Annotated in this window: 20 protein-coding genes; 14 read left to right on the top strand and 6 right to left on the bottom strand. The window is 60.8% G+C overall.

Annotated elements, in window-relative coordinates; translation table 11 throughout:
* Positions 1-191: 191 nt before the first annotated feature.
* The 3 genes from ACILSR_RS23220 to ACILSR_RS23210 are packed head-to-tail and all read left to right on the top strand — an operon-like array spanning position 192 to position 3624.
* On the top strand, positions 192-794 hold the full coding sequence (locus ACILSR_RS23220) for an MFS transporter (RefSeq protein ID WP_395752193.1): 603 nt from the start codon (positions 192-194) through the stop codon (positions 792-794).
* A 26-nt stretch (positions 795-820) separates the two neighbouring features.
* Complete coding sequence (locus ACILSR_RS23215) at positions 821-2842, top strand: prolyl oligopeptidase family serine peptidase (protein WP_395752192.1); 2022 nt, start codon at positions 821-823, stop codon at positions 2840-2842.
* Between the two features lie 11 nt (positions 2843-2853).
* A complete protein-coding gene (locus ACILSR_RS23210; protein ID WP_395752191.1) occupies positions 2854-3624 on the top strand; it encodes a formylglycine-generating enzyme family protein in 771 nt (256 codons plus the stop codon).
* 139 nt (positions 3625-3763) lie between these two features.
* Here ACILSR_RS23210 and ACILSR_RS23205 read toward each other — a convergent pair whose 3' ends face one another.
* Positions 3764-4144 carry an ApaG domain gene (locus ACILSR_RS23205; RefSeq protein ID WP_395752190.1) on the bottom strand — a complete coding sequence of 127 codons (381 nt, stop codon included), beginning with the start codon at positions 4142-4144 and terminating at the stop codon, positions 3764-3766.
* Positions 4145-4226: 82 nt separating this feature from the next.
* Here ACILSR_RS23205 and thiD point away from each other — a divergent pair, with 82 nt between their 5' ends.
* From thiD to ACILSR_RS23190, 3 genes are read left to right on the top strand one after another with little or no spacing between them, the layout of a single operon-like run.
* Positions 4227-5039 carry a bifunctional hydroxymethylpyrimidine kinase/phosphomethylpyrimidine kinase gene (gene thiD, locus ACILSR_RS23200; protein WP_395752189.1) on the top strand — a complete coding sequence of 271 codons (813 nt, stop codon included), beginning with the start codon at positions 4227-4229 and terminating at the stop codon, positions 5037-5039.
* The gene (locus ACILSR_RS23195) at positions 5036-6130 is read left to right on the top strand and encodes a S41 family peptidase (RefSeq protein WP_395752188.1); all 1095 of its coding nucleotides are present in this window, start codon (positions 5036-5038) and stop codon (positions 6128-6130) included. Before thiD ends, ACILSR_RS23195 begins: the two co-directional genes overlap by 4 nt.
* Positions 6127-6339 carry a hypothetical protein gene (locus ACILSR_RS23190; RefSeq protein WP_395752187.1) on the top strand — a complete coding sequence of 71 codons (213 nt, stop codon included), beginning with the start codon at positions 6127-6129 and terminating at the stop codon, positions 6337-6339. The genes ACILSR_RS23195 and ACILSR_RS23190 overlap by 4 nt, the downstream gene beginning before the upstream one ends.
* 254 nt (positions 6340-6593) lie before the next feature.
* Here ACILSR_RS23190 and ACILSR_RS23185 read toward each other — a convergent pair whose 3' ends face one another.
* The gene (locus ACILSR_RS23185; RefSeq protein ID WP_395752186.1) at positions 6594-8108 is read right to left on the bottom strand and encodes a Gfo/Idh/MocA family protein; all 1515 of its coding nucleotides are present in this window, start codon (positions 8106-8108) and stop codon (positions 6594-6596) included.
* Between the two features lie 82 nt (positions 8109-8190).
* Here ACILSR_RS23185 and ACILSR_RS23180 point away from each other — a divergent pair, with 82 nt between their 5' ends.
* From ACILSR_RS23180 to ACILSR_RS23165, 4 genes are all read left to right on the top strand, one after another.
* A complete protein-coding gene (locus ACILSR_RS23180; RefSeq protein ID WP_395752185.1) occupies positions 8191-9669 on the top strand; it encodes a sulfatase in 1479 nt (492 codons plus the stop codon).
* 425 nt (positions 9670-10094) lie between these two features.
* Entirely contained in the window at positions 10095-10322 is a 228-nt protein-coding gene (locus tag ACILSR_RS23175; protein ID WP_395752184.1) for a DUF433 domain-containing protein, read from the top strand.
* Positions 10323-10619: 297 nt separating this feature from the next.
* Positions 10620-12242, top strand: a complete 1623-nt coding sequence (locus ACILSR_RS23170) for a sulfatase (RefSeq protein WP_395752183.1) — start codon at positions 10620-10622, stop codon at positions 12240-12242.
* Positions 12243-12434: 192 nt separating this feature from the next.
* The gene (locus ACILSR_RS23165; RefSeq protein WP_395752182.1) at positions 12435-13877 is read left to right on the top strand and encodes a Gfo/Idh/MocA family protein; all 1443 of its coding nucleotides are present in this window, start codon (positions 12435-12437) and stop codon (positions 13875-13877) included.
* A gap of 318 nt (positions 13878-14195) precedes the next feature.
* Here the strand turns inward: ACILSR_RS23165 and ACILSR_RS23160 are convergent, their stop codons facing one another.
* Complete coding sequence (locus ACILSR_RS23160) at positions 14196-15452, bottom strand: response regulator (protein WP_395752181.1); 1257 nt, start codon at positions 15450-15452, stop codon at positions 14196-14198.
* Between the two features lie 4 nt (positions 15453-15456).
* Complete coding sequence (locus ACILSR_RS23155; RefSeq protein ID WP_395752180.1) at positions 15457-16902, bottom strand: sensor histidine kinase; 1446 nt, start codon at positions 16900-16902, stop codon at positions 15457-15459.
* A 301-nt stretch (positions 16903-17203) separates the two neighbouring features.
* Here ACILSR_RS23155 and ACILSR_RS23150 point away from each other — a divergent pair, with 301 nt between their 5' ends.
* The 3 genes from ACILSR_RS23150 to ACILSR_RS23140 all read left to right on the top strand — a co-directional run bounded on the left by ACILSR_RS23150 (position 17204) and on the right by ACILSR_RS23140 (position 19871).
* Positions 17204-18325, top strand: coding sequence for a glycerate kinase (locus ACILSR_RS23150; protein ID WP_395752179.1), 1122 nt, complete (start codon positions 17204-17206; stop codon positions 18323-18325).
* 72 nt (positions 18326-18397) lie between these two features.
* Entirely contained in the window at positions 18398-19321 is a 924-nt protein-coding gene (gene fabD, locus ACILSR_RS23145; protein ID WP_395752178.1) for an ACP S-malonyltransferase, read from the top strand.
* A gap of 4 nt (positions 19322-19325) precedes the next feature.
* On the top strand, positions 19326-19871 hold the full coding sequence (locus ACILSR_RS23140; protein WP_395752177.1) for a redoxin domain-containing protein: 546 nt from the start codon (positions 19326-19328) through the stop codon (positions 19869-19871).
* Positions 19872-19903: 32 nt separating this feature from the next.
* On the opposite strand, the gene ACILSR_RS23135 is transcribed toward ACILSR_RS23140, so the two are convergent.
* Entirely contained in the window at positions 19904-20437 is a 534-nt protein-coding gene (locus ACILSR_RS23135; protein WP_395752176.1) for a GNAT family N-acyltransferase, read from the bottom strand.
* A 99-nt stretch (positions 20438-20536) separates the two neighbouring features.
* Between ACILSR_RS23135 and ACILSR_RS23130 the strand changes: the two genes are divergently transcribed.
* On the top strand, positions 20537-21931 hold the full coding sequence (locus tag ACILSR_RS23130; RefSeq protein ID WP_395752175.1) for a hypothetical protein: 1395 nt from the start codon (positions 20537-20539) through the stop codon (positions 21929-21931).
* 15 nt (positions 21932-21946) lie between these two features.
* Here ACILSR_RS23130 and ACILSR_RS23125 read toward each other — a convergent pair whose 3' ends face one another.
* Entirely contained in the window at positions 21947-23548 is a 1602-nt protein-coding gene (locus tag ACILSR_RS23125) for an arylsulfatase (protein ID WP_395752174.1), read from the bottom strand.
* Positions 23549-23957 lie beyond the last annotated feature (409 nt).

Raw genomic sequence — 23957 nt, 5'->3', positions numbered from 1 at the left:
CAATCGAATTGCATCTTCTTAAAGGTGGTGTTCCACGCTACAAACCAGCACGCCAAACACTGGGAAGGCCCCCTGCTCCCGGCTGGCCTGCTTTGTGAGGTCCTAGGTCTGGAAGGCATGACATGAATGGCCAACATACCTGGGGTGTGCCACTTGCGCTGTCCCACGGCAGCCGCTAGTCATGCGCCCTCATGTCCACCATCGTAGTTGCTCAAAAGAATGGCGTCGCCTGCATCGGCGCGGATACGCTCAGTTGTCTTGGCTCGTTGCGTCAGAAGGCGCAGCATGTCGTTAACAAGACGAAGATCACCAAGATCGGGGACACTTTCATCGGCCTTACGGGGACCTCGGCGAGCCTGGTGGTGATGAACAGTTACTTTTCGAATCCGGAGAGGCCGCGGGATTTTTCCTCCTGTGAGGCAATCTTTGAAACCTTCCGGCATTCGCATGCCTGGCTGAAGGTGGAGTACTTCATGGCCGCCATGCCTGACAAAGGGGAGGAGTATGAGACCACGCAGTTCTACGGGCTGCTGGCGAATCCGCATGGGATCTTTGCCATCTACTCGTACCGCTCCGCGCAGCAGTTTCACAAGTTCTGGGCTGCAGGCTCGGGCCGTGATTACGCGCTGGGGGCCATGCAACGGGCGTATGACGAGTGCAAGACCGCCGAGGAAATCGCACGCGCGGGGCTGGAGGCCGCCGCTGAATTTGACAGCGCCACGAGCGCGCCCTTTGAGATCCATAACGTGCCGCTGGTCGGCGCTGAGAAACCGAAAACTAAGCGCAAGAAATAGCAGCCCAATCTCTTCTTCTCCAACCCATGAAGCGTCTTTTTCTCCCCTTCCTAGCTCTGAGCGCCGCACTGGCTGACGGCCCCAAGGACAATTCCGCCGAGAACGTGCGTCCCGTACCGCCTCCAGGCGTGGCGGTGCCGGATGCAGACCGCGCCCGCCTGACGGAGGGCCTGAAGAAGCTGCGCGCCGCCATCGATGAAGCGGCCAAGGCGCAGGCGAAGAATCCGCAGCTAGCGGATCTGCTGCCGGATATGGAGATCTACCACAAAGCGGTGGACTGGGCACTGCGCTACAACGAGGTGCACAAGCTGGGTGAGCTGAAGAGTGCGGATGAAATCCTTGCTGAAGGCCTGCAGCGCGCGGAGCAGTTCAAGGGCGGGCAGGCACCGTGGACGAAGCAGAAGGGGCTGGTGGTGCGCGCGTATCGGTCGAAGATCGATGGCTCGGTGCAGCCGTATGGCATGGTGATTCCTGAGAGCTACGTGGGTGCGCCAGTGCGCATGGACATCTGGTGCCATGGCCGCGGTGAGACGCTGAGCGAGATGGCGTTCCTGGACCAGCGCCGGAAGCAGGTGGGGCAGATCACGCCGAAGGGTGCGCTAGTGCTGCATGCCTATGGGCGCTACTGCTGCGCGAACAAGTTTGCGGGTGAGATTGACCTCATCGAGGCGATCGATCATGCGAGCAAGTTTTACGCGGTGGATGAAGATCGCGTGATCGTGCGCGGCTTCAGCATGGGCGGTGCGGCGGCGTGGCAGTTTGCAGTGAACTATGCGGACAAGTGGTGCGCGGCCAATCCGGGAGCGGGCTTCTCCGAGACGCCAGAGTTCCTCGGCGGATTTCAGAACGAGGATGTGAGCGGTGCGCCGTGGTATCAGCAGAAGCTGTGGCACTGGTACAATGCCACGGACAATGCGCTGAATCTGGAAAACTGCCCCACGGTGGCCTACAGCGGCGAGATCGACAAACAGAAGCAGGCGGCGGACATGATGGAGAAGGCGCTGCGCGGCGAGAACGTGGACCTGCTGCACATCATTGGCCCGCAGACGGGACATAAGATTCATCCGGACTCGCTCATTGAGATCGAGAAGCGGCTGGCGAGCATCGCCGCGGTGGGACGCAACCGCATGCCGAAGGAGGTGCACCTTTCCACGTGGTTCCTGCGCTACAACCGCATGTTCTGGGTGCAGGTGGATGCGCTGGAGCAGCACTGGGAGCGCGGCCGCATTCATGCGCGCATCACGGGTCCGTCTGAAATCACGATCAAGCTGCAGAACATCAGCGCCTTTACTTTGGACATGCCTTCCGGCCATTGCCCGATGCCGCTGCTGTTTAAGCCGGTGGTGAGCATTGACGGCCAGCTTCTCGAAGTGACGCGGCCCAAGCTGGACCGCTCGTGGCTGGTGCATTTTGAGATGAAGAATGGCAAGTGGTCGCAGACGCTGGACAATGAGGGCGAGGGCAAGCTAATCAAGAAGCATGGACTCGAAGGCCCCATCGATGATGCCTTCATGGACAAGTTTCTGTTTGTGAAGCCGACGAAGGCGGGATTCAACGAGAAGGTGGACGCCTGGGCCAAGGCGGAGCTGGAGCGTGCACAGTTTGAGTGGCGCAGGCAGTTCCGTGGCGATGCACCGACGAAGGATGACAGCGCCATCAACGATGCGGACATCGCCTCAAACAACCTGGTGCTGTGGGGAGATCCGCAGAGCAATGCGGTGCTGGCGAAGATCGCGGACAAGCTGCCGATCCAGTGGAGCAAGGACAAGCTGGTGGCCAATGGCAAGACCTACGACGCCGCCACGAATGCGCCGGTGCTCATTTATCCGAATCCGCTGAACCCCACGAAGTATGTGGTGATCAACAGCAGCTTCACCTACCGCGAGTATGACTACCTCAACAATGCCCGCCAAGTGGCCAAGCTGCCGGACTGGGCGGTGATCGACCTCACGAAGCCGAAGACCAGCCAGGCTCCCGGCGGCATCAGCGATGCAGGATTCTTTGGCGAGACCTGGGAATGGAAGGCCGCCCCTGCCCCGAAGAAGTAAGCAAGCACTTCATGCACCGCGCGCGCACCGCTTTTGCCTTTGTCTTCCTGCTGCTGACGCATTGCGCCAGCGGCCAGGGGGCGAAGATTGAAACGGCTTTTACGAACAGCCTGGAGATGCCTTTTGTGCGCGTGGCCAGCCTCGGCGGGGTGCTGGTGTGCCGGTATGAAACGCGGGTGAAGGACTACCAGCCGTTTGCCGCAGCCAACGGTGTGGAGTGGAGGAAGCCAGACTTTCCGCAGACGCCGGAGCATCCGGCCATCAATGTGAGCTTTGCGGACGCGCAGGCGTTTTGTGAATGGCTGGGCAAGAAGGAGGGGCGCAAGTATCGGCTGCTGACGGATCAGGAGTGGAGCGTGCTGGCGGGGCTGAAGGAAGATCCGAAGATCGCGCCGAAGGAGCAGCCGCCGAGCACAGGTGTGCACCACTGGGGCACGGGACCGCTGACGAAGGATGTGGGCAACTTTTGCGACGAGGCCTTTGGCAAAAAGTATCGCAACAGCTACGACGCCAAATGGCTGGAGGTGGACGATGGCCACGCCGACACCGCACCGGTGGGCAGCTATCCTGCGGATGCCAATGGGCTCTATGACTTCGCCGGGAACGTGTGGGAGTGGGTGGACGGCTGGTATGATCCGCCAAACAACACGCTGCGGATTGTGCGGGGTGGAGCTTTCAGAGCGGGCAGTGAGAAGCGACTGCTGGCTTCGTTTCGGGGACCGGACCCGTATAATGTGCACCTGGACAGCGTGGGGTTTCGGGTGGTGTGTGAGGGGGAGTGAGACACGCCCAAGGAGCGGGACATGCCAAGTCCCGGATTGGGGTTGGAAGAACGTCCTTTCCAGAATGCGGCACTTGGCAAGTGCCGCTCCTTGCGCACTCCAGACTTCGGCACTTGGCAAGTGCCGCTCCTTGACTAACTCACACCATCATGGGCGGATGCATCTCGATGGGGGGGATCTTGGTGCAAACGCGGCGGCCGTCCGGGGTGGTGCCGAAGAAGGAGCCGGTGGCGGTGCTTTCGGTCTTGATGACGTGGTAGGAATTGTAGCTGAAGGTTTCCCCGGGGGAGAGATTGGGGAACTGGCCGACGACGCCGTCGCCTTCGACGACCATGGTGTCTCCATCGGTGTCACGGACGATCCACTTGCGGCCAAAGATGCGGACGATGTCCGGGGAGTCGTTGTGGATGGAGAGGTGATACACAAACGGGTGCGGGCGGTCCGGCGGAGCAGGCCGCGTGGGATCGTAGGCAATGCTGTCCACCGTAACCGTGAGTCCTGGCAACGGATCGAAATTCATAGGAGAGTTTAATTCATCCGCCGGATGCCACAAGGAGGGGTTTGCAAAAAGCAACCGAGGCCGTACCATCGTCCCCCCCACCATGCTCAGCCCCCCCGTCGTACTCACCATTGCAGGTTCAGACTCTTCATGCGGAGCGGGGGTGCAGGCGGATTTAAAGGCGATCGCGGCCCTGGGCGGCTATGGGCTGAATGCGCTGACGAGCGTGGTCTCGGAGACGCCGGGGCTGGTCTCCCAGGTGCGGCTGCTGGATGCGGACTTCATTGCTGATCAGATGCGTGTGCTGTTCGGCGGATTCCCCATTGCCGCGGCGAAGACCGGGATGCTGGGCGGGCAGGATCAGGTGCATGCGGTGGCGGAAACCTGGAAGGAACTGGGGCACGGGCGCATCCCGCTGGTGGTGGACCCGGTGATGATCGCCACGAGCGGGGGGAAGCTGCTGGAGGACGCGGCGGTTCGGACTCTGATCGATGAACTTCTCCCGCTGGCCAGCCTCATTACTCCGAACATGGACGAAGCCCGGGTGCTGTGGGAGCGGGAGGTGACGGGTCTCGAAGACATGGAGGCCTGCGCCCGGGAGCTGAGCGCCCGCTTTGATGCGGCAGTCCTGGTCAAGGGAGGGCACCTGAAGGGAGACGCCGCGGATGTGCTGTGCCATGAGGGCGAGATCTCCTGGCACACGGCGCCGAGGACGCCGGGGGTGCGCACGCACGGGACGGGCTGTACTTTTTCCGCCGCAATCGCCACCGGGCTGGCGGGCGAAATGGGGCTGGATAATGCCGTAAGCAATGCGAAACAGTTCGTGAGCCAGGCCATCGCGCAGCATTTCGGGTGGCAAGACACTGGCGCAGGCCCCGTACATGCCCTCAATCATCTCCATCTGACCGACGCATGAGAAGACTCGCCCTCATCCTGACTTTTGCCGGCGCCGCGACTGCCGCCAGCGGCAAGGAGACGAAGGACATCAGCCAGGCGGGCATCCAGACGGCGTTCCGCATTCTGCAGAAGGAGTACATCCGCAGCAGCGACCTGACCTTTGATGTGCTGAACCGCGCTGCGCTCTCCGGCCTGCTGGCACGGCTGGATTTCGGCGCGGAGCTGGTGCCGAGAGTAAGCGAGGCCAAGTCAGGAGCGCTGACCGGGGTGCAGGCGGAAAAGCTGACGCCGCAGATCGGCTACCTGCGCCCGCGTGAGTACACCCACCGTGAGACGGTGGAGATGGAGAAGCATCTGAGCGAATTTGTGGCCGCAAAAGTGGCCTACCTCATCCTCGATCTGCGAACACCTGCGCCGCCGGGAGATTTCAATGATGCGGCGGACATGCTGAGCCTCTTTGTGCCGAAGAGCGAGGTGCTCTTCAAGATGAAGCAGATGGGACAGAGGGTGTCCGAGACTGAGACGAACCTGAGGGAACCGGTGTGGTCGCAGAAGCTGACGGTGCTGGTGGATGATGAGACCAACAACCTGGGGGAAACGCTGGCGGCGGTGCTGCGGCTGCGCAAGCAGGCGCTCTTGCTTGGCGCGCCGACACGCGGCGGCGCGGTGCGCTATGAAACGGTGCCGGTGGATGCCGAGTGGTCGCTGCGGTTTGCCCGTGCGGAGGTGCTGCTGGCGGATGACAGCTCCGTGTTTAAAAAAGGCCTGCAGCCGGATCTGGCCATCTCCATGCCGACCTCCTCCAAGCGTCAGGCCTTTGAAGCGAGCGATGAGAAGGACGTGAAAAGCACGATCACCGACAAGCCGCGGCAGCGCTTTAACGAAGCGGCGCTGGTGGCAAACAAGCACCCGGAGCTCGACGCCTACATCAAGCGATCCGCCGGCCAGTCCCTGCCCGAGGATTCTCCCAAGCCTTCGGACAAGGTGCTGCAACGCGCGGTGGACCTCGTCACCACACGCACTTTGTTTCAAGCCGCCAAGATTGACTGGAACCGCAAAGTCTCCGGCAGCCAAGAACCTCCGGCACGCCGTGCCATACCCATACCGTGATGGAAATAGCCGACCGAATCGAAACCGTGGCCACGATCCGCCGGGTGCTCAGCGCCCGCACCTGCCATGCGGTGCTGCCGAATGGAAAAGAGATTTTCGGCACCATCCAGAAACATCTGCCGGACTTTCCGCTGCAGGAAGGCGCAAGCGTGCGTGTGCGGATGCACGTGTGTGATTTTTCGTATGGGGAGATGCTGGGCGGGGTGTGAGCGCCAAGAGCGATTGAAGTCGATCGAAGACACTTGGCGAAACCTCAAGGTTTCTGCGGTCGGTTTTGGAGTGAAGTGAGAACGGGGCTGCTAGCGGGAGCGCTGATCGACGGACAGGAGTGTCCATCGTACTTCCAGACACGCACATCGAAACGCGGCAGCGGGATGGTGCTGCCACGACTTGGTTTGTGGTGAGGTGAGAACGGGACTGCTCGCGAGAGCGCTGATCGACGGACAGGAGTGTCCATCGTACTTCAAACTTCGTCCGGCACGATGAAGGGGGCGCGGTACTTGTCTTTGAGCATCGCGTTGGCGTCGTCCTGGTCGATGAAGCGCTCGGTTTTGCCATCCATTTTGAGGACGGGGCCGAGGGTGAGCATGTCCTTGGTGAGATCGACTTCGTTTTTGCCGAGGTGCTCCTTCATGCGCCCGAAGCTTTCGGTGCCGAGGGTGCTGCCCTTGATCTCTTCGAAGATCTCCTCGGGCTTTTGTTTTTTGCCGAGGCGGTAGCTGATGTTGCCGGTGTGGCAGAGAGCGCTGGAGAGGTGGCCTTCGAGGATGTCGGCGTGGAGATCGTCCACACGGCGGCTGCGGCAGGCATTGATGAAGTTTTTGAAATGATCCTCGCTGCCTTCGAACTTTTTGATCTCCTTGCCTTCCTTGTCGAAGACAATGGCGGCGGAGTAGCTGGGGACGACGACGGTGCCGCCTTCACATTCAACGATGACGCCCACGCCTGCGCCGTTCACGCCTTCCTTGCCGTCTTTGCCGGAGAGGGGCTGGAACTTCACGCCCTTGCTGGTCTGCATGAGCTTGTCCATGTTCTTCTCGCCTTTGCCACCGGGCAGGCCGCGGACTTCAAAGATGAGCGGGGCCTTTTCGTAGCCGTGGTAGATGATCTGGGTGTTGGCGGTTTCGCCATCGTCTTCATAGCCGAGGCGGCCGCCGACGCTCCACACGCTGGGGGAAAGCTCCATCTCGCCGAGGAACCAGCGGGCGATGTCCATCTGATGGATGCCCTGGTTGCCGAGGTCGCCGTTGCCGTAGGCCCAGGTCCAGTGCCAGTCGTACTTGAGCCTCTTGCGCATGAGGGGGCCTTTGGGGCCGGGGCCGCACCAGAGATCGTAGTCGATGGTTTCGGGGATGGGCTGCTCGCCTTCGCTTTTGCCGATGCTGGGGCGGCTCTTGTAGCAGAGGCCGCGGGAGACGAGGATCTTGCCGAGATTTCCTTCCTGCACGTATTTGACCGCTTCGGCGATGCCTTTGCGGCTGGAGCGGGACTGCGTGCCGGTCTGCACCATCTTGCCGTATTTGCGCGCGGCCTTGACCATCTGGCGGCCCTCCCAGACGCAATGGGACACGGGTTTTTCCACATAGACATCCTTGCCTGCCTGCACGGCCCAGATGGTGGCGAGCGCGTGCCAGTGGTTTGGGGTGGCGATGCTCACGGCGTCGATGTCCTTGTTCTCAAGCAGCTTGCGCAGGTCCGAGTAACCCTGGACTTTGATCTTCTCCTTGTCGTAACCCTGCAGGCCTTTGCTGAGGGTGGCGCTGTCCACATCGCAGAGGGCGGCGACGCGCACGCCATCGCCGTCTTTGTTGAGCTTGTTGTAGCCGCTGATGTGAGAGCCGCCGCGGCCGCCGAAACCGATGACGGCCATGTTGATGGTGTCGCCGGGGCTCTTCTGCGCCCAGGAGGTTTTGGCGATGTAGAAAACGCCGGCAGAGGCTGCGGCGGACTGTTTGATGAAAGAGCGGCGGTTGGTCATGAGGTGAAGGAAAACGCCACACAAGCTGCCGCCTTTCGTGATTGATAAAGCAGCGCGCGGGTCTTCGTTAGCGGACACAACCATGAGCCGCCTCTTCGCCCTACTGTTTTCGTCCTTTGTCCTCTGGCATTCAGCCTTCGCCGCCCAGCGGCCCAATGTGCTCTTCATTCTGTGCGACGACCTGCGTCCGGATGCGCTGGGGTGCTACGGCTCCAAGCATGTGAAGACGCCGAACATCGACCGCCTGGCCAGCGAGGGCGTGCGGTTTGCGAACACCTTCTGCACCACCTCCCTGTGCTCGCCGAGCCGAGCTTCCATCCTCAGCGGGCTGTATGCGCATGCGCACGGCGTGACGAACAACTTCACCGAATACCCGTCCACGCTGCGCAGCTTTCCCTCCGTGCTGCATGATGCGGGCTATGCCACGGCCTACTTTGGCAAGTACCACATGGGCGAGGAAAACGACGAGCCGCGCGCGGGCTACGACACCTTTGTGACGCACAAAGGCCAGGGCAAATATTTTGACACGGAGTGGAACCTCAACGGCAAGAAGCGCGAGGTGATCAAGGGCTACTACACCACGGTGGTGACGGATCTCGCCATGGACTGGCTGAAGCAGCAGAGCGGGGACAAGCCCTGGTGCGCGTGCATCGGCCACAAGGCGCCGCACAGTTTCTACACGCCGGAGGCGAAGTATGAGCATGCGTTTGATGATGTGCGCGTCCCCTACCCTGCCACGGCCTTCATGCTGGATGACAAGCCCGCGTGGATCAAACAGCGCCTCTACACCTGGCACGGCATCTATGGCCCGCTGTTTGAGTGGCGGAAAAAATTCCCGGACGACAGCCCTGCCGCGGTGAAGGATTTTGAAAACATGGTGCACGGCTACTGGGGCACGGTGCTGAGCGTGGACGACAGCGTGGCCCGCGTGCGCGCCTGGCTGGAGGAGACAAAGCAGCTGGACAACACGATCATCGTTTTCATGGGAGACAACGGCCTGCTGGAAGGCGAGGACGGCATGGTGGACAAACGCACCGCACATGAGCCGAGCCTGCGCATCCCGCTGGTGGTGCGTGCGCCCCAGCTTACCAAGGGGCCGAAGGTGATCCCGCAGCAGGTGCTGACGGTGGATGTGGCCCCGAGCCTGCTGGAGCTGTGCGGAGCGCCCGCGCTGCCGGAGATCCACGGGAAATCGTTTGTGAAGCTCGTGCAGAACGGAGACGCCGCATGGCGCAAGAGCTGGTTCTACCACTACAACTATGAGAAACAGTTTCCCTACACGCCGAATGTGCGCGCCGTGCGCACGGATGAGTGGAAGTTCATCCACTACCCGCACGGAGACGGCTCTGCCGACAAGCACATGGCGGAGCTTTACGATCTGAAAAACGATCCCGGCGAGACGAAGAATCTCATCGGCAAACCGGAGCTGGTGGGCAAGATCGAAGAGCTGCAGGCAGAGCTGGCGAAGCTCCTCAAAGCGACCGGTCTGGATGCGCAGACAGACAAGATGCCCATCGATGAAGGGGTGAAGAGTGCGCTGCCGGATGCGAAGATTCGGTGAACATCTGATGCCATTTGATTCTGATATCATTGAAGACCTGGCGCACGCTCCCTCAGTTGGGCGCGTGGGCCGCTGGCTCGGGGGCGTCTTGATTTCGGTCTGCATCGTCGTCTATGGACTGGTTTGCATCTGGCGTGCAGCACCACGGTCTTGGGGCGCAGTTCTTCCGTGGAGCTGCACCATGGGGCCGCATTCTGGATGGCTGTGGCCTATATCTCATTCGGCGCCTTTCTCCATTCACACTTTTTCTGGGGATCGAGCGTGCGGCTGCTGCGCTTTAGTCATCCGCTCAAAGTGGTCTCGATGCTCGCGTTTCTGTGCAGCTTTGTTTATTCTCTCTGCCTGCAGTTTTATGTTCTGTAGGACAGGCGGGTCCTTGCGGATGGTGGCCTTGACTCTGAAGTTCAATTGAACCAACTTCCGGTATGAACCTGCTGGATCGCATCACGATCGAATCTGGAAAATGTGGCGGACGTCCCTGCATCCGCGGCTACCGAATTCGCGTGAGCGACATTCTCGAACTGATCGCTGCGGGAGCCAGCCACGAAGAAATTCTTCAGGACTATGATTTTCTGGAGGCTGAGGATATCAAGGCTGCCCTCACCTATGCAGCACGTCAGACGGACCACACGATTCTAGCCATAGCGGCGTGAAATTCCTGGTGGACAATCAACTGCCTGCGGCGCTTGCACGCTGGCTGTCCTCAGGCCAAAGGATCGTTGAAGTGCGATGAGCGGAGCGCCTGATTGTGGGCTTTTCCGTCTTGGTGCAGCGCGTGTGGTGGTGGGGTGACGGGGCGTCGTTTTGAGGGACGGTGGCTTGCTCCTGCTCTTGCGACTCTTGCGATTCAGCCACCTCATTTTGTGTAATAATCCGCGGGTGTTTCACATAAGCTCTTGTCAAAAGATCAAACTGAGACAGCGTCTCATTTCACCTCAACCATCTTTTTCATGCGTCGTATTCTTGCCTTCTTCCTTTGCAGCGTGGGTCTTGTGACTGCGCAGAGTTCAGCACCTGCCCCGGTGCCTGCGACGGCTCCGGCGGCTGATCCGACTTCTCCTGCGGGCGCGCCGGCAGCCCCAGCAGCTCCGAATGCGGCCTCCGCCGCGCCGACCGCAGAGAAAGAGCCTGCTCAGGCTCCAGTCATCGCTCCGCCGCCGGTGAAAGTGCCGGTGGTGCCGCAGCTTCCGGCGGGAGCGCCGCCGAACATCATCGTGATGCTGATTGACGACATGGGGTGGACGGATCTGGGCTGCTATGGGTCCAAGTATTATGAGACGCCGCACATCGACAAACTGGCGCAGGATGGCATGCGGTTTACGCAGGCGTATTCGGCGTGCACGGTTTGCTCGCCCACGCGTGCGGCGATGATGACGGGCAAGTCGCCGGCGCGTTTGCACATCACAGACTGGATCGCGGGGCATGTGCCAGACAACGGGCGTCTGCTGATTCCCAACTGGACGATGCACCTGCCGCTGGAGGAAGAGACCTTGGCGGAACGGCTGAAGACGCGCGGCTATGCGACCGCGAGCATCGGCAAATGGCATCTGGGCGAAGAAGAGTTTTACCCGACCAAGCAGGGCTTTGATGTGAACATCGGCGGCATGCACATCGGCTCGCCGCCGAGCTACTTCTCTCCGTATAAGATTGCCACGCTGCCGGATGGGCCGAAGGATGAGTTTCTGAGCGACCGCCTCGCGGATGAAGCGGTGAAGTTTATCGAGAAGAACAAGACCAAGCCGTTCTATGTGTATCTGCCGCACTACGGAGTGCACACGCCGATCATGGGCAAGCCCGAGGTGATCGCGAAGTATCAGGCCAAGAAGGCAGTGGGCGGACACAGCAATCCGGTGTATGCGGCGCTGGTGGAAAGCATTGACGACAGCGTGGGCAAGCTGCGCGCGAAGCTGGAGGAACTGAAACTGGCTGAGAACACGATTTTCATCTTCACGAGCGACAACGGCGGCCTGAGCGGACAGGTGAGGCCCGAAGGCTGGTCCCGCGGCCCAACGGACAACAGCCCGGCACGACTGGGCAAAGGCAGTGCGTATGAAGGCGGTGTGCACATCCCACTCATCGTCTCCTGGCCCGGAATGGTGAAGCCTGGAACCACCTGCGATGTGCCGGTGATCACTTATGACCACGTGCCGACGCTGCTGGCTGCCACGCAGACGCAGCCGAAGAAGGATCAGGTCTTTGATGGTGAGTCCCTGCTGCCGCTGCTGGGGCAGACGGACACGCTGGCGCGCGAGGCCATCTACTGGCACTACCCGCACTACCACCCCGGCAGCGCGCGCCCTTACAGCGCCATCCGCGAGGGTGACTACAAGCTCATTCTCTTCCATGAGGACAACCACATGGAGTTGTACAATTTGAAACTCGACGCCGGTGAGGAAGACAACCGTGCGCCGTTTGACGTGGTGCGTGCTTTGCAACTGCGGGACAAGCTGATGGCCTGGCTCAAGGACACCGGTGCGCAGATCCCGGAGCGCAATCCGAAGTATGATCCTGACAAGCCGCTGAATGAGCCGAGGAAGCCGGGGGCGGCGAAGAAGAACAAGAAGGGGGAGTAGGTGGAGGTCAAGGGGTCAAGGGGTCAAGGGGTCAAGGGGTCAAGGGGTCAAGGGGTCAAAGGGTCAAGGAGGAGGGAGATGGGGTGGTGGGCGGTCTTGACGCCTTGACCATTCCTTGACCAGCTCTTGACCTTCCCCCCTGACGATTTCTTCTGAAACTCGGGCGGTGAGGTACGTTCTAGTGGCACAACCATGAGCACAAGCCACACACCGGTCTCGTCACGTCGTCAGTTCCTCGCACGCAGCGCCACGGCGGCTGCGGCTTTTGGATTTCCTGCCATCGTCAGCTCCAAGTCGCCGAATGAAAAACTGAACCTGGTATTCATCGGGGTGGGAGGACGTGGAGCGGCGAACATCAAGGAACTTACGGGAGTGGCCGTGTACACACCTCCGCGTGGGAAGAATGCGAATGCCAAGCCGGATGCGGGCGCGGTGCCGCCGCCGCCGATGGAGCCACGCGAAAACGTGGTGGCGCTTTGCGATGTGAATGGGGAGAACCTCGACCGCGCGGGCGCCGCGTTTCCAAAGGCGCAGAAGTTCCGGGATTTCCGCAAGTTGTACGATGCGCTCAGCGCGAACGAGATCGATGCGGTGGTGGTCAGCACGACCGAGCACACGCACGCCTATGCCACGCTGCCCGCGCTGCTGATGAAAAAGCCGGTGTATTGTGAGAAGCCGCTCTCCCACAACGTCGCTGAAGCACGGCTCATCACCGAAGCGGCGGCGAAGGCGGGTGTGGTGACGCAGATGGGCACGCAGATCCACGGCATGCCCAACTACCGCCGCGTGGTGGAGCTGATTCAAAGCGGTGCGATTGGAAAAGTGACCGAGGCCCATGTGTGCGTATCGCGCGCCTGGGGTCTGCAGAGCAAGGAGGACGCGGAGAAGAACGGAGACATCGTCCACGTGACGGAGCGTCCGACAGTAGCGGAAACACCGCCGCCGTATCTTGACTGGGATTTGTGGATCGGACCCGCGCCGATGCGCCCCTACAACAGCGTGTATTTCCCAGGACCCAAGTGGTATCGCTGGTGGGACTTTGGCAATGGCACGATGTCCGACCTGGGCAGCCACTGGAATGACCTGCCTTTCTGGGCGCTGAAACTGGACGCGCCGCTGAGCATCGAAGCCTTCGGCCCGCCAGCGCATCCGGAGATCGCGCCGGCTTCCATGCATGCGGTGTATGAATACGGTCCGCGCGGCGACATGCCGGCCTGCAAGATCCACTGGCACCAGGGTGCGGACAAACCGGACGTGTGGAAGAATGATCCGCTGATCAGCAAATGGAGCAGCGGGGTGCTTTTCGTGGGAGACAAGGGCATGCTGCTCTCCGACTACGGCAAGCACATCCTGCTTCCCGAAGCCACGTTTAAAGACTTCCAGGCACCGAAGCCATTCATCGCGGACTCTCCCGGTCAGCATGCGGAATTCCTGGCGGCCATCCGCAATGGCACCGCCACCGGCAGCCCCTTCAGCTACGCGGGCCCGCTAACCGAAGCCAATCACCTGGGCAATGTGGCGCATCGGGCCGGAGGCAAGATTCTGTGGGATGCGAAGGCCATGCGCATCACGAACAACGAGGCGGCGAATCGCTTTCTGAGCCGTGTGCCGCGGGAAGGGTGGAAGCTGGGGTGATGTGAGGTCAAGCGCTGCGCGGTCAAGGGGTCAAGACGAACCATCCTTGGGCTGGGCGGTGTATTCGCGGGTTTGAAACAGGGAGGAGGGACTTGCCAAGTTCCGATGGGGAAGGATGGTTTGTGCGCCCGAGCCGGCACTTGGCAAGTGCCTCTCCTTGGCGCTGGGAAAGGCTGCTTTGTGCGCCCGAGCCGGCACTTGGCAAGTGCCGCTCCTTGACGCTGGGAAAGGCTGCTTTGTGTGCCCAAGCCGGCACTTGGCAAGTGCCGCTCCTTGACGCCCGAGGGGGAACTTGGCTATTGCCGCTCCTTGGAGGGACTACGCGGCCACCATTTCCTCGCGGAGCTTCCAGCGCTGTTCGTGAGTGGTCAGGCTGCGGAAGAAGTCTTCTTCTTTTTTGGGCTCGACGTTGGTTTCCACCGGGAGGGTGAATTCCAGCTCGAGACCGCGGGGCTCCAGATGGCGGGCTTCGGCGGTGCCGCCGTGGAGGTGCATGGTGACGTAGCAGGCCATCATGTTCACGCCGAAATCATCCGGCTTGCGGCTGCGGGTGTAGAAGGGATCAAACAGGTTCACGGGCTTGTCCGCGCCTTCCCACATGCCGGTGTCCCGAACGATCATGACCACGTGGGACTGGCCTTTGGCATCCTGCCGCAGCCGGGCGGTGATCTGGATGCTGTCTCCGGGAGACAGGTGGGTGAGCTCCTCCATGAAAATGAGGCGCCACATCTGGCGGAAGCGTGCGCCGTGGACCATGACCGGCGGCAGGGCGGGATCCACATCCACTTCGATGTGCAGTTTTTTCTCCTTCATCTGCAGGGAGAAAAGCTCGATCATATCGCCGAGGATGCTGCTGAGATGGCAGGGGTCCGTGCGTTCAAGGCGCTTGGAGTGGGAGGCTTCAGCCAGGCGTGCGAGCATGGACTGGATGCGCTCGAGCTGGGACTGCGCCTGGTTTTGCACATCGATCCAGAAAGAAGGGTCACGCGGGTGTGCGCCGCCGATTTCCTCCATGAGCTTCATGGGAGCCAGATCAATGAAGGCGCGAACGACGGTGAGGGCATTGCGCAGATGATGGTTCAGGCCTTCCGCCAGGATTCCGAGGCCGGAGACTTTGTCTGCGGAGAGCATGTTGCGCACGCTTTCAGCCTTTTCCACGAGGAGGCGCTCGCGCTCGATGAGCGCGTGGTAGTAGTCCATCGCGTGCCGGATGACCACGGCGAGCTCGTCCGGGTCCCAGGGCTTGTGCAGGTAGCGGAAGCAGCGTCCGGAGTTCACCGCATCCACCGCGGCCTGATAATCCGTGTAAGCTGTGACGAGGATGCGGACTAGATTGGGATTGAGCTTGCGGGCGTGCTCCATCAGCTCGACACCGCTCGGGCCGGGCATGCGCTGGTCCGTGAGCAGCAGGCCGATCTGGGGGCCGTAGTTTTGAAGAATGCGGTAGCCGTCCATCGCGTTGTTGGCGATGTGGATGGTGTATTCGTCCCCGAAGATCTCTTTGAAGTAGTGCAGCGCCTTCTCCTCGTCATCGACGTAAAGGATGTGATAGGGAGATAGCAGCGGACTGGGCATGGCTTCAGGCGTTCACCGGTTTTTTGAGGCTCAGTGTAAACTGGGTGTGACTACCTTCCACGGAGTCGATCTTGACCTCGCCGCCCATGTTCTGAATCATGCGGAAGCAGATGCTCAGGCCGAGGCCCATGCCCTGCCCCACCTGTTTGGTGGTGAAAAAGGGGTCAAAGATCTTCGAAATGTTTTCCTTGGGAATGCCAGAGCCGTTGTCCATGACGACGAGATCGACGCCGCCTGCGGTGGCGCGGGCGCGGAGCCAGATGGTCGGGGAGGGGCGTCCAGCCAGAGCATCCAGGCTGTTCTGCACGAGATTCAGAAGGATCTGGATGATGTAGTTTTCATCTCCCTGGGCGACGATGCCTTCGGGGATCTCGTCCACCATGAGCACGCCGCGATCCCCGATCTCCTTGGCGAGAAGACGGAGGGCTTTGCGGGAGGTTTCCTGCAGATCCACCGGACGGGAGCCGCGGTTTTCCGGGTGCGCAAAGGTGCGCAGGTCTGAAACGATGGCGGCCACGCGGTCAATGCCCTCGCCGATGTCCTCGGCGATGCTGGTGAAGGTCTCGGCGATGTCCGGCGGGAGCGCCCTGCCCTTCTTTTTGAGCAGGTAGATCGCCGACTTCACGTAGTTCAGCGGATTGTTGATCTCATGCACGATGCCCGCGCTGAGGCGGCCGATGGAGGCGAGCTTTTCGCTTTGGTCGAGCTGGGCTTCCGTTTCACGCAGGCGCTTGAGCGTGGCGGTGAGCTCTTCATTGCGCGCGGCCAGTTCCTCGCGCTGATCTTCCACCTTGCAGCGATTGGCGAATTCACGCAGGCGGATGGCATGATGCTGACGGCTGCCAAAATAGAGCACCACGCAGTTCAGCAGGATGAAGCCGGTGTTGTTGACGAAAATGCCCAGCTCGTGCGAGTATCCCGAAAAGTCCAGATTGGGAATTGTGGCGGCAAAGTAGGCCAGAATCACCAGGCCGAGCGTGATGCCGATCTCGCGAAAGGTCCAGTGAAAGACGAACGCCGTGGAGACGACGCAAAGCGTGAGCCCCGCATAATAGCCGGAGCCGGGATCTCCGCTGAGGTAGATCATGAAGCAGATCATGAGCGCCGGGAGCAGCGGCAGGATGATGGGGTAGGCGCGGCAGTACTTGCGCCCGAGGGAGCCGTTCAACGCCAGCAGCAGCGGCACACAGCTGGCCGCACAGGCAAGACGCAGAACCAGAAACTGCCAGTAACTATCAGGATAGGCCATCCAATCAAGAAAGCTGCAAAGAGGCACAAGCACCATGACAAACCAAGCCCCCATGCGAGCATTGCGCAGATTGAGCTCCATCTGCTCCTGCTCGAATCGACTGGGAGCGGGCACGGATTCAACGCTCTCCGCCTTGCGAGGGAGGTCAGAGGTGGATTCGATCAGGGGTGAGCTGATCTCTGCCAAGGCTGCGATTGACATAATTACTATAAAATTAATAATAATTACGTGGATATAGCAAGGTCAAATCAAGGTTTTTTACAATTCTCTGACAGGAGGGGGCGAAGGCCCAAAGGGCTCGGATTCAAGCCCTGACGCGGATTCAAGAGGGGGCAAACGAGGAGGTTGGTCTCCTTGAGTTGTGATTTTCAGGGGGCGAAGACGGGGCCATTCAAGATTCTGCCCGAGAGCAGATCCCGCCAGAAAGATGGCCGGGGGCCAGACAGCTCGACTTTGCTTGACGCCGCACACGGCCTTGACCCCTTGCCACACCATTCCAACCATGCGCATCCTCATCGCCATCGACAAATTCAAAGGGTCCATTCCGGCCACGGTAGCTGCCCAGGCCATCGCGACAGCTCTCAGTAAGGCGGTGCCGCAGGCCGAGAGCGATGCCTGCCCGATCGCGGATGGGGGGGAAGGCACCGCGGAGGCGGTGGTGGCCGCGCTGAATGGAAGCTGGTGCGAAGCTGCGGCTTTTGATGCCCGGAACCGTCCGGTGACCGCCCGATATGGGCTGGTGCACGCCGGGGACAAGCTGGAAGCCATCATGGAAATGAGCGCGGCCTCAGGTCTGGCCATGGTGAGTGACCTGCCGCTGGACCCAGCCAACGCCAGCACGCGCGGCACGGGTTTGATGCTGAGAGACGCGATGGCGCGCGGCGTGCGGCGGATCGTGATCGGGATCGGGGGGAGCGCCACGAATGATGGAGGCGTTGGCATGGCGGCGACTCTGGGGTATCGGTTTTTGGATGCGGGAGGAACGGAATTGGAAGCCACCATCGCCACGATGGACAGGCTGGCGAAAATCGAGCGGCCAGAGGGGGGCTTCCCGGAAATCCTGGTGGCTTGTGATGTGAACAATCCGCTGCTGGGCAAGGATGGCTGCACCCGCGTCTATGGGCCGCAGAAGGGTGTGACGGACTTCGAGTTTTTTGAGAGCCGGCTGGCACACCTGGCTGACATTGCCAAACGGGACCTCGATGTGGATCATCGCGATGTGCCGGGAGCGGGTGCCGCGGGAGGACTGGGCTTTGGCCTCATGACTTTCTGCGGAGCGAAGCTGACGAGCGGCTTTGATTTGATCGCCGATCTTGTGCACCTGCGTGAGCGCATTGCCGCGGCCGATTTGGTGATCACGGGAGAAGGCCGGCTGGATGCGCAAACGCTGCATGGCAAGGGGCCGATGGGCGTGGCTGACATGGCGCGCGAACTGGGCAAACCGGTCGCCGGATTTGCGGGAGCGATTCTGGCCGAGGAGCAGCTGCGCACGCGGTTTGATCTGCTGTGTGCCATCAAGCCCCCGGAAATGCCGCTGGCCGAGGCCATGCAGCGCGGGCCGGAGCTGCTGGAAGCGGCGGTGCTGGCGCAGGCCCCTGCCCTGCTGGCGCTTTTGAGGTCTTGACCAACCCTTGACCGGTCCCTCTGACCGTGCTCAGTGCTCCCTTCCCACCCTTATTATAGACACACTCCAAGAATGAACGCAGTCCTCCTTTTCTCCGGTCAAGGCGCCCAAAAAGTCGGCATGGGCAAAGATCTTGCCGAAGCCTACCCCGCTGTGCGCGCCCTGTTTGACCAGGCCGATGCCACCCTGGGCTATTCCCTGACGAACATCATGTTTGAGGGACCCATCGAGGAGCTGACGAAGACCTCCCGCTGCCAGCCTGCGCTCTACGCCCACGGCCTGGCCATCCTGGAAGTGCTGAAGAGCAAGGCGCCTGCGCTGAACGTCACCGCCACCGCCGGCCTCTCGCTCGGTGAATTCACCGCACACGCCGCGGCAGGCACGTTTGATTTTGCCACCGGGCTGGACCTCGTCTTCCAGCGCGGCAGCTTCATGGAGGAAGCCTGCGAGAACACGAAGGGGGCCATGGTGGCCATGCTGGGTGGTGAAGAATCCGCCATCCGCGAACTGGCGAAGGAGTGCGATGTGGATGTGGCGAACCTGAACTCGCCAGGCCAGATCGTGCTCAGCGGCAGCGCCGAAGGCATCGCTGATGCGGCGGCGAAGGCGAAGGACAAGGGCATCAAGCGTGCCATTACCCTGCCCGTGGCCGGTGCCTACCACAGCCGTTTGATGAAGTCCGCGCAGGACAAGCTGGCCGTGGCGCTGGGCGCAGCAGCCATCCAGAGCCCGAAGGTGCCGGTGGTGTGCAACTTTGAGGCGCGTCCAGTTTCCACCCCTGAAGAGATTCGCGCCACCCTGACCGCGCAGGTGACCGGGAGCGTGCGCTGGGAAGAGTCCGTCCGGTATCTCATCGCGCAGGGCAACACCCTCTTCATCGAGCTGGGTCCGGATGCCGCGCTGGCGGGAATGGTGGGCAAGATCGACAAGAGCGTGAAGGTCATCAGCATCAAGGACGCGGCGTCTCTGGATGCGGCGGTGGCTCAACTGCAGTAAGATCATGAAGCACCTTCTTTGCGCCTTCCTCCTGCTCGCGGGTCTAGCTACTGCGATGGAACTTCCTGCCATCGATGGCAAGAACTACGATCCTGCGGCTGTGGGCGCAAAGAAAGCCGTGGTGCTGTTCTTCGTCTCTCCTTTCTGCTCGACGACGAAGTCGTTCATGAAGGAAATCAACCAGATCAGCGCTGACTACGGTGACCGTGTGGTGGTGTATCTGGTGCATTCGGATCCTGAGATCACCAAGGAGGTGGCGATGGAGCATACCATTCTCTCCGAGGTGAAAGCCACGGTGCTGCTGGACAAGGAACAGGCGCTGGCCAAGCAGGTGCAGGCGAAAATCACGCCGGAGGCGGTGGTGACCGGGCCGGATGGCAAGACGTTGTACAAAGGACGCATCAACGACCTCTACCTCGGCCCGACCAAGCGCCAGCGTGCTGCGACCACGAAGGATCTGCGCGATGCGCTCGATGCCATTCTTGCGGGAAAGCCGGTGCCGGCTCCGCAGGAACCGGCACAGGGGTGCAAGATCGGTGGGATGAAGTAGGGCTGGGACCGGTCTTCACACATTGGCCGGAGTTACCAGACCAACACTTCTTCTTCATCGGGAGTCTCCCTTTTCACCGTGGTCCAACGGTACATGATGGGATAGATGGGCCGTTTGTCCTCGAAGAAGTCAGACACGAACGGCGGTGCGAAGGTGCTGAAGCCAAAGTGCTGATAGAGAGGCAGCAGGTGTTTGCCTGTTTTGGTGATCAGGTATTCAGCTTCGTTTTTAACCGCGTATTCGTTGATGCCCATGCACAGCTTCAGCAGATGAATGCCGCCGCTGCCTTTGACGGTGCACGCGCGTGAGAGCTCCAAACTCAGCCTGGCAGGTGGCAGCACGAGATCCCTCAACTGAGATTCATGCATCATTTCAAACTTCTCCACTTCATCGCTGCGCAGGACGCGTGTCACTCCCAAGATATTGTCTCGTTTGTCGAAGAGAGCGAAGTGATGAGCCTGCTCGTCAAACTGATCCAGGACATGAGTGATGGAGGAGCCGTAGGAAGACCGGCGGAATGATTCGATGATCTCCCGGTGGATTTTAAAATCGATTTCTTTAACCATGGTTGTTCCATGGTTTCGTGCGAACGCACGGCAGCAGTTGTTGGGGATATCTTTATGGATTCATTCTTGCAGGTGAGGACTGCTGGTGCAGAGCATTCCATGCTTCGATTGTGGAATCTTTACCGCGCCTCAAGTTCAATTCGTCATGCGCAGCGCCTGAGCCGCCCTGAAATGCTGGCGCTGCAGGAAAAGCGCTGGCGTGCTGCAGCACGGCGTGCCTTTGCCAGCAGCCCCTATTATCAACGCTGTCTCTCGGGGCTCAACCTTGACCTCTGCTCTCTTTCTGAAATTCCGGTGCTCACCAAAGCGATGCTGGTGAAGCACTGGGATGAGATTGTGCCGGATGCGCGTCTTCATTGGAAGGAGCTGGAGCAGCACCTCAAAGATCCGCGAAACTGGCACAAACTGCTGCATGGCCGCTGGATGGTGAGCATGACATCTGGCACCTCCGGGGCAGCCATCGCCATCCCGAATGACATCACCTCAGTAGACTGGAATCATGCCGCACACGCCGTCCGCAACGGGCCCTCACCCCACGGGGCTTCGGCCCCCGGGATTTCACTGTTTGGCAAACGCCCGGTGGCGGCGTCCTTCATTTGCTCCGCAGTGCCGTCCGTGTCAGCCTCTCTGCTGCACACCCGGCCATGGATCGGTTCGCTTTTTTGTGACTACCGGCCGATCAGTGTCACAGCTCCTTGGAACGATATTCTTCAGCAGGTGCAGGAGATGCAGCCGGACATTCTCATCGGCTACGCCTCCATAATAGGCCGCCTTGCTCAAGCAAAACTCGACGGCGCACTGCGGCTGGAACTTCCTCAATCCAAGGGGGCGATCTCCACGGGAGGGGACACCCTGACTCCTGGCATTCGACAGCTCTGCCGCGATGCCTTCGGCATAGAGCCTCTCAATGGCTACGGTTGTGGGGAGGCGCTGGGCATCGCCCGCCAGTGGCCGGGGATGGAGCACATGGTTGTCTTTGAAGATCTGGCAGTATTTGAAGGTGTAGATGCCAAAGAGCAGGAATGCGGGCCCGGCATCCTTTCAGATCATGCACTCGTCACTCCGTTCTTTAACACAGCGCTGCCGCTTCTCCGCTATCGCATTGATGATCGCGTTTCCTTCGGGCCGGCTCCCGGGGGCTGGCCGTTTAAAACCATCCTCGAACTGAGCGGGCGCAGTGCTTTGACCTACACATTCCGGGTGCCGGAAAAACGCATCTTTGTGGGCACGAATTTCCTCTCTGTGATGGAGCATCAGCCAGAAGTGTCCGCATATCAGTTTCGACAAACGGCTCCTGACGCCTTGGAATGCCGCTTCGTCGCTCAGACGGGTGCGTCGCGGGAGGAGATCAGGGCGACGCTCGAAGCCTCCATCCGCCGCTGCCTTGTCGATGCCGAATGTGCAGACGTCCGATCCGAGGTGATCCCAGTGCATTATCTGGATGCCGACCCACGCAGTGGGAAGGTGGAGCAAAACGTTCCACTCAAGGAATAAGCGCGGGAGCTTGACTCACTCCTCGGCTTTCTTCCCCTTCCCTTTGCCTTTCCCAGCGGGTTTCGGACCTGCCTGCGCGACGTATTCCTGCTCCAGCTTTTCCCAGCGCTCGGCCATGGCTTTTTGGCGCGCAGGTTCTTTGGCGGCGAGGTTGTGAGACTCGGCGCGATCGGTGGACAGATTGTAGAGCTCCCAAGCATCGCCATTGTCGGCGGCGCTGACGATTTTCCAGTCGCCTTCACGCAAGGCGCGATTGCCGGAATGGTGCCAGAAGAGGAAATCGCGGATGACGGTTCCGTCTTTGGCAAAGGCGGGGACGAGGCTGCGGCCTGGGAAGGGAGGAGCGTTTTCTGGCATGGCGGGCTGGGTGTCGCCGGCCAAAGCGAGCAGAGTGGGCACGACATCGATGACATGGCCCGGGGTGTGGCGGAGTTCGCCCCTGGCGCTGATGCCCTGCGGCCAGTGGGCGATGAAGGGCGTGCTGATGCCGCCTTCATGCACCCAGATTTTATGGCGGCGGAAGGGCGTGTTTGAAACGGTGGAGCCGCCTGGCCCGAGGCAGAGATAGGAGGCCGCCGCGCCCATGGGGGCGGCTTTGTCATGCCCAAGGCCGCGCACCATGATCTCTGCGCTGGCACCGTTGTCCGAGAGAAACAGGATGAGCGTGTCCTCGAAGGCATTCATGGCTTTCAACTGTGCGAGCACGCGTCCCACTTCCTGATCCAGGCGGTCGATCATGGCTGCGTGGATGGCCTGCTTGGTGGCCTGAAACTGCTGCTGCTCCGCGGTCAGACTCTCCCACGGCACGGCGTGGCGTGTCTCGCCGGGGCCGAGGATTTCCAGATCGCTTTCCTTGCCGCTTGGTGCGGTGATCTGAGGTTCGGGATCTGACAGCGAGGTGTGGACGAGGCCGAGCTGTTTCTGCTTTTCGAAACGTGCCGCGCGTGTTTGCGGCCAGCCTTTGGCATAGGTGTCCTTGTATTTGGCGATGTCCGCCGGAAGTGCCTGGATGGGAAAGTGCGGCGCGGTGAAAGCGATGTAGCTGAAGAACGGAGAGCTGGCGTGCTGCTGAGCGTGCTCCTTGAGGAAATCGATCGCGTGATCGGCGATGGCGATGCTGGAATACCACTGGCCTTCCGGCTCGGGCAGCGGCGCGTCATCGAGCATGTGCTTCTTGGGATGGAAGTGGTTGTCCTGCTGCTGAACGTAGTAGGAGTGCGTGAAGCCGCCGTCAGCGACCACGCGCGGTGCATTGTTCACGTGCCACTTGCCGGAGTGGTAGCTGCGATAGCCGAGGGCACTCAGCCGCTGCGGCAGCGTGCGCACCCAGGCGGGAAATTTGCCATACTGAGGGTCCATGCCGATCTGCTGTGCGTAGTGCCCGGTCATGAGCACGCTGCGCGTGGGCCAGCAGCGCGCGGTGTTGTAAACCTGCGTGAAGCGCAGACCTCCGGCTGCGAGCTTGTCGAGATTTGGCGTGGCTATTTCGCTGCCGTAGCAGCCGAGATCCGAGTAGCCGAGATCATCCGCGAGAAAGATGACGAAGTTGGGCTTGGCGGAGGCTGCGTGGAGGGTGCAGCCGATGAGAAGCAGAAGGAGAAGAGGCAGGCGGAACATGTGAGGTGGAGAACGAAGTGCCTGCGTGGTTGTTGCGGGAAAAGGAGGTGTGGTGAACGAGAAGCGGGACGAAATTGCCAAGGCCCGGCTTTGAAGAGAGTGCTGCTACGAGCATGGGTTCCATGTGGTGAACCCGATACCGAGGAGTGCGTTCGCGGATGGCGGCGGCCTGGGACAGGCCGCCCGACCTCGCGCTGAGGCGTGCGAGAGAGAATGACAGGAGGTGGGGCGCTCTCTCCGAGAGCGCAGCGCAGGGGGATGGGCTTCGTTATTAGTTCACAGCTTTCTACACCACCCAGACCTCTCCCCGGCACTTGGCAAGTGCCGCTCCTTGGAGGTGGGCGCCCGAGTACCCAGCGCGGGGTGGGGCGCTCTCTCCGAGAGCGCAGCGCAGGGTGATGGGCTTCGT

The sequence above is a fragment of the Prosthecobacter sp. genome, from assembly GCF_044222565.1.
Classification (GTDB): Bacteria; Verrucomicrobiota; Verrucomicrobiia; order Verrucomicrobiales; family Verrucomicrobiaceae; genus Prosthecobacter.
Note: the sequence above shows the minus strand (reverse complement) of the source record. Positions and strands in the feature narration are given on the sequence as shown.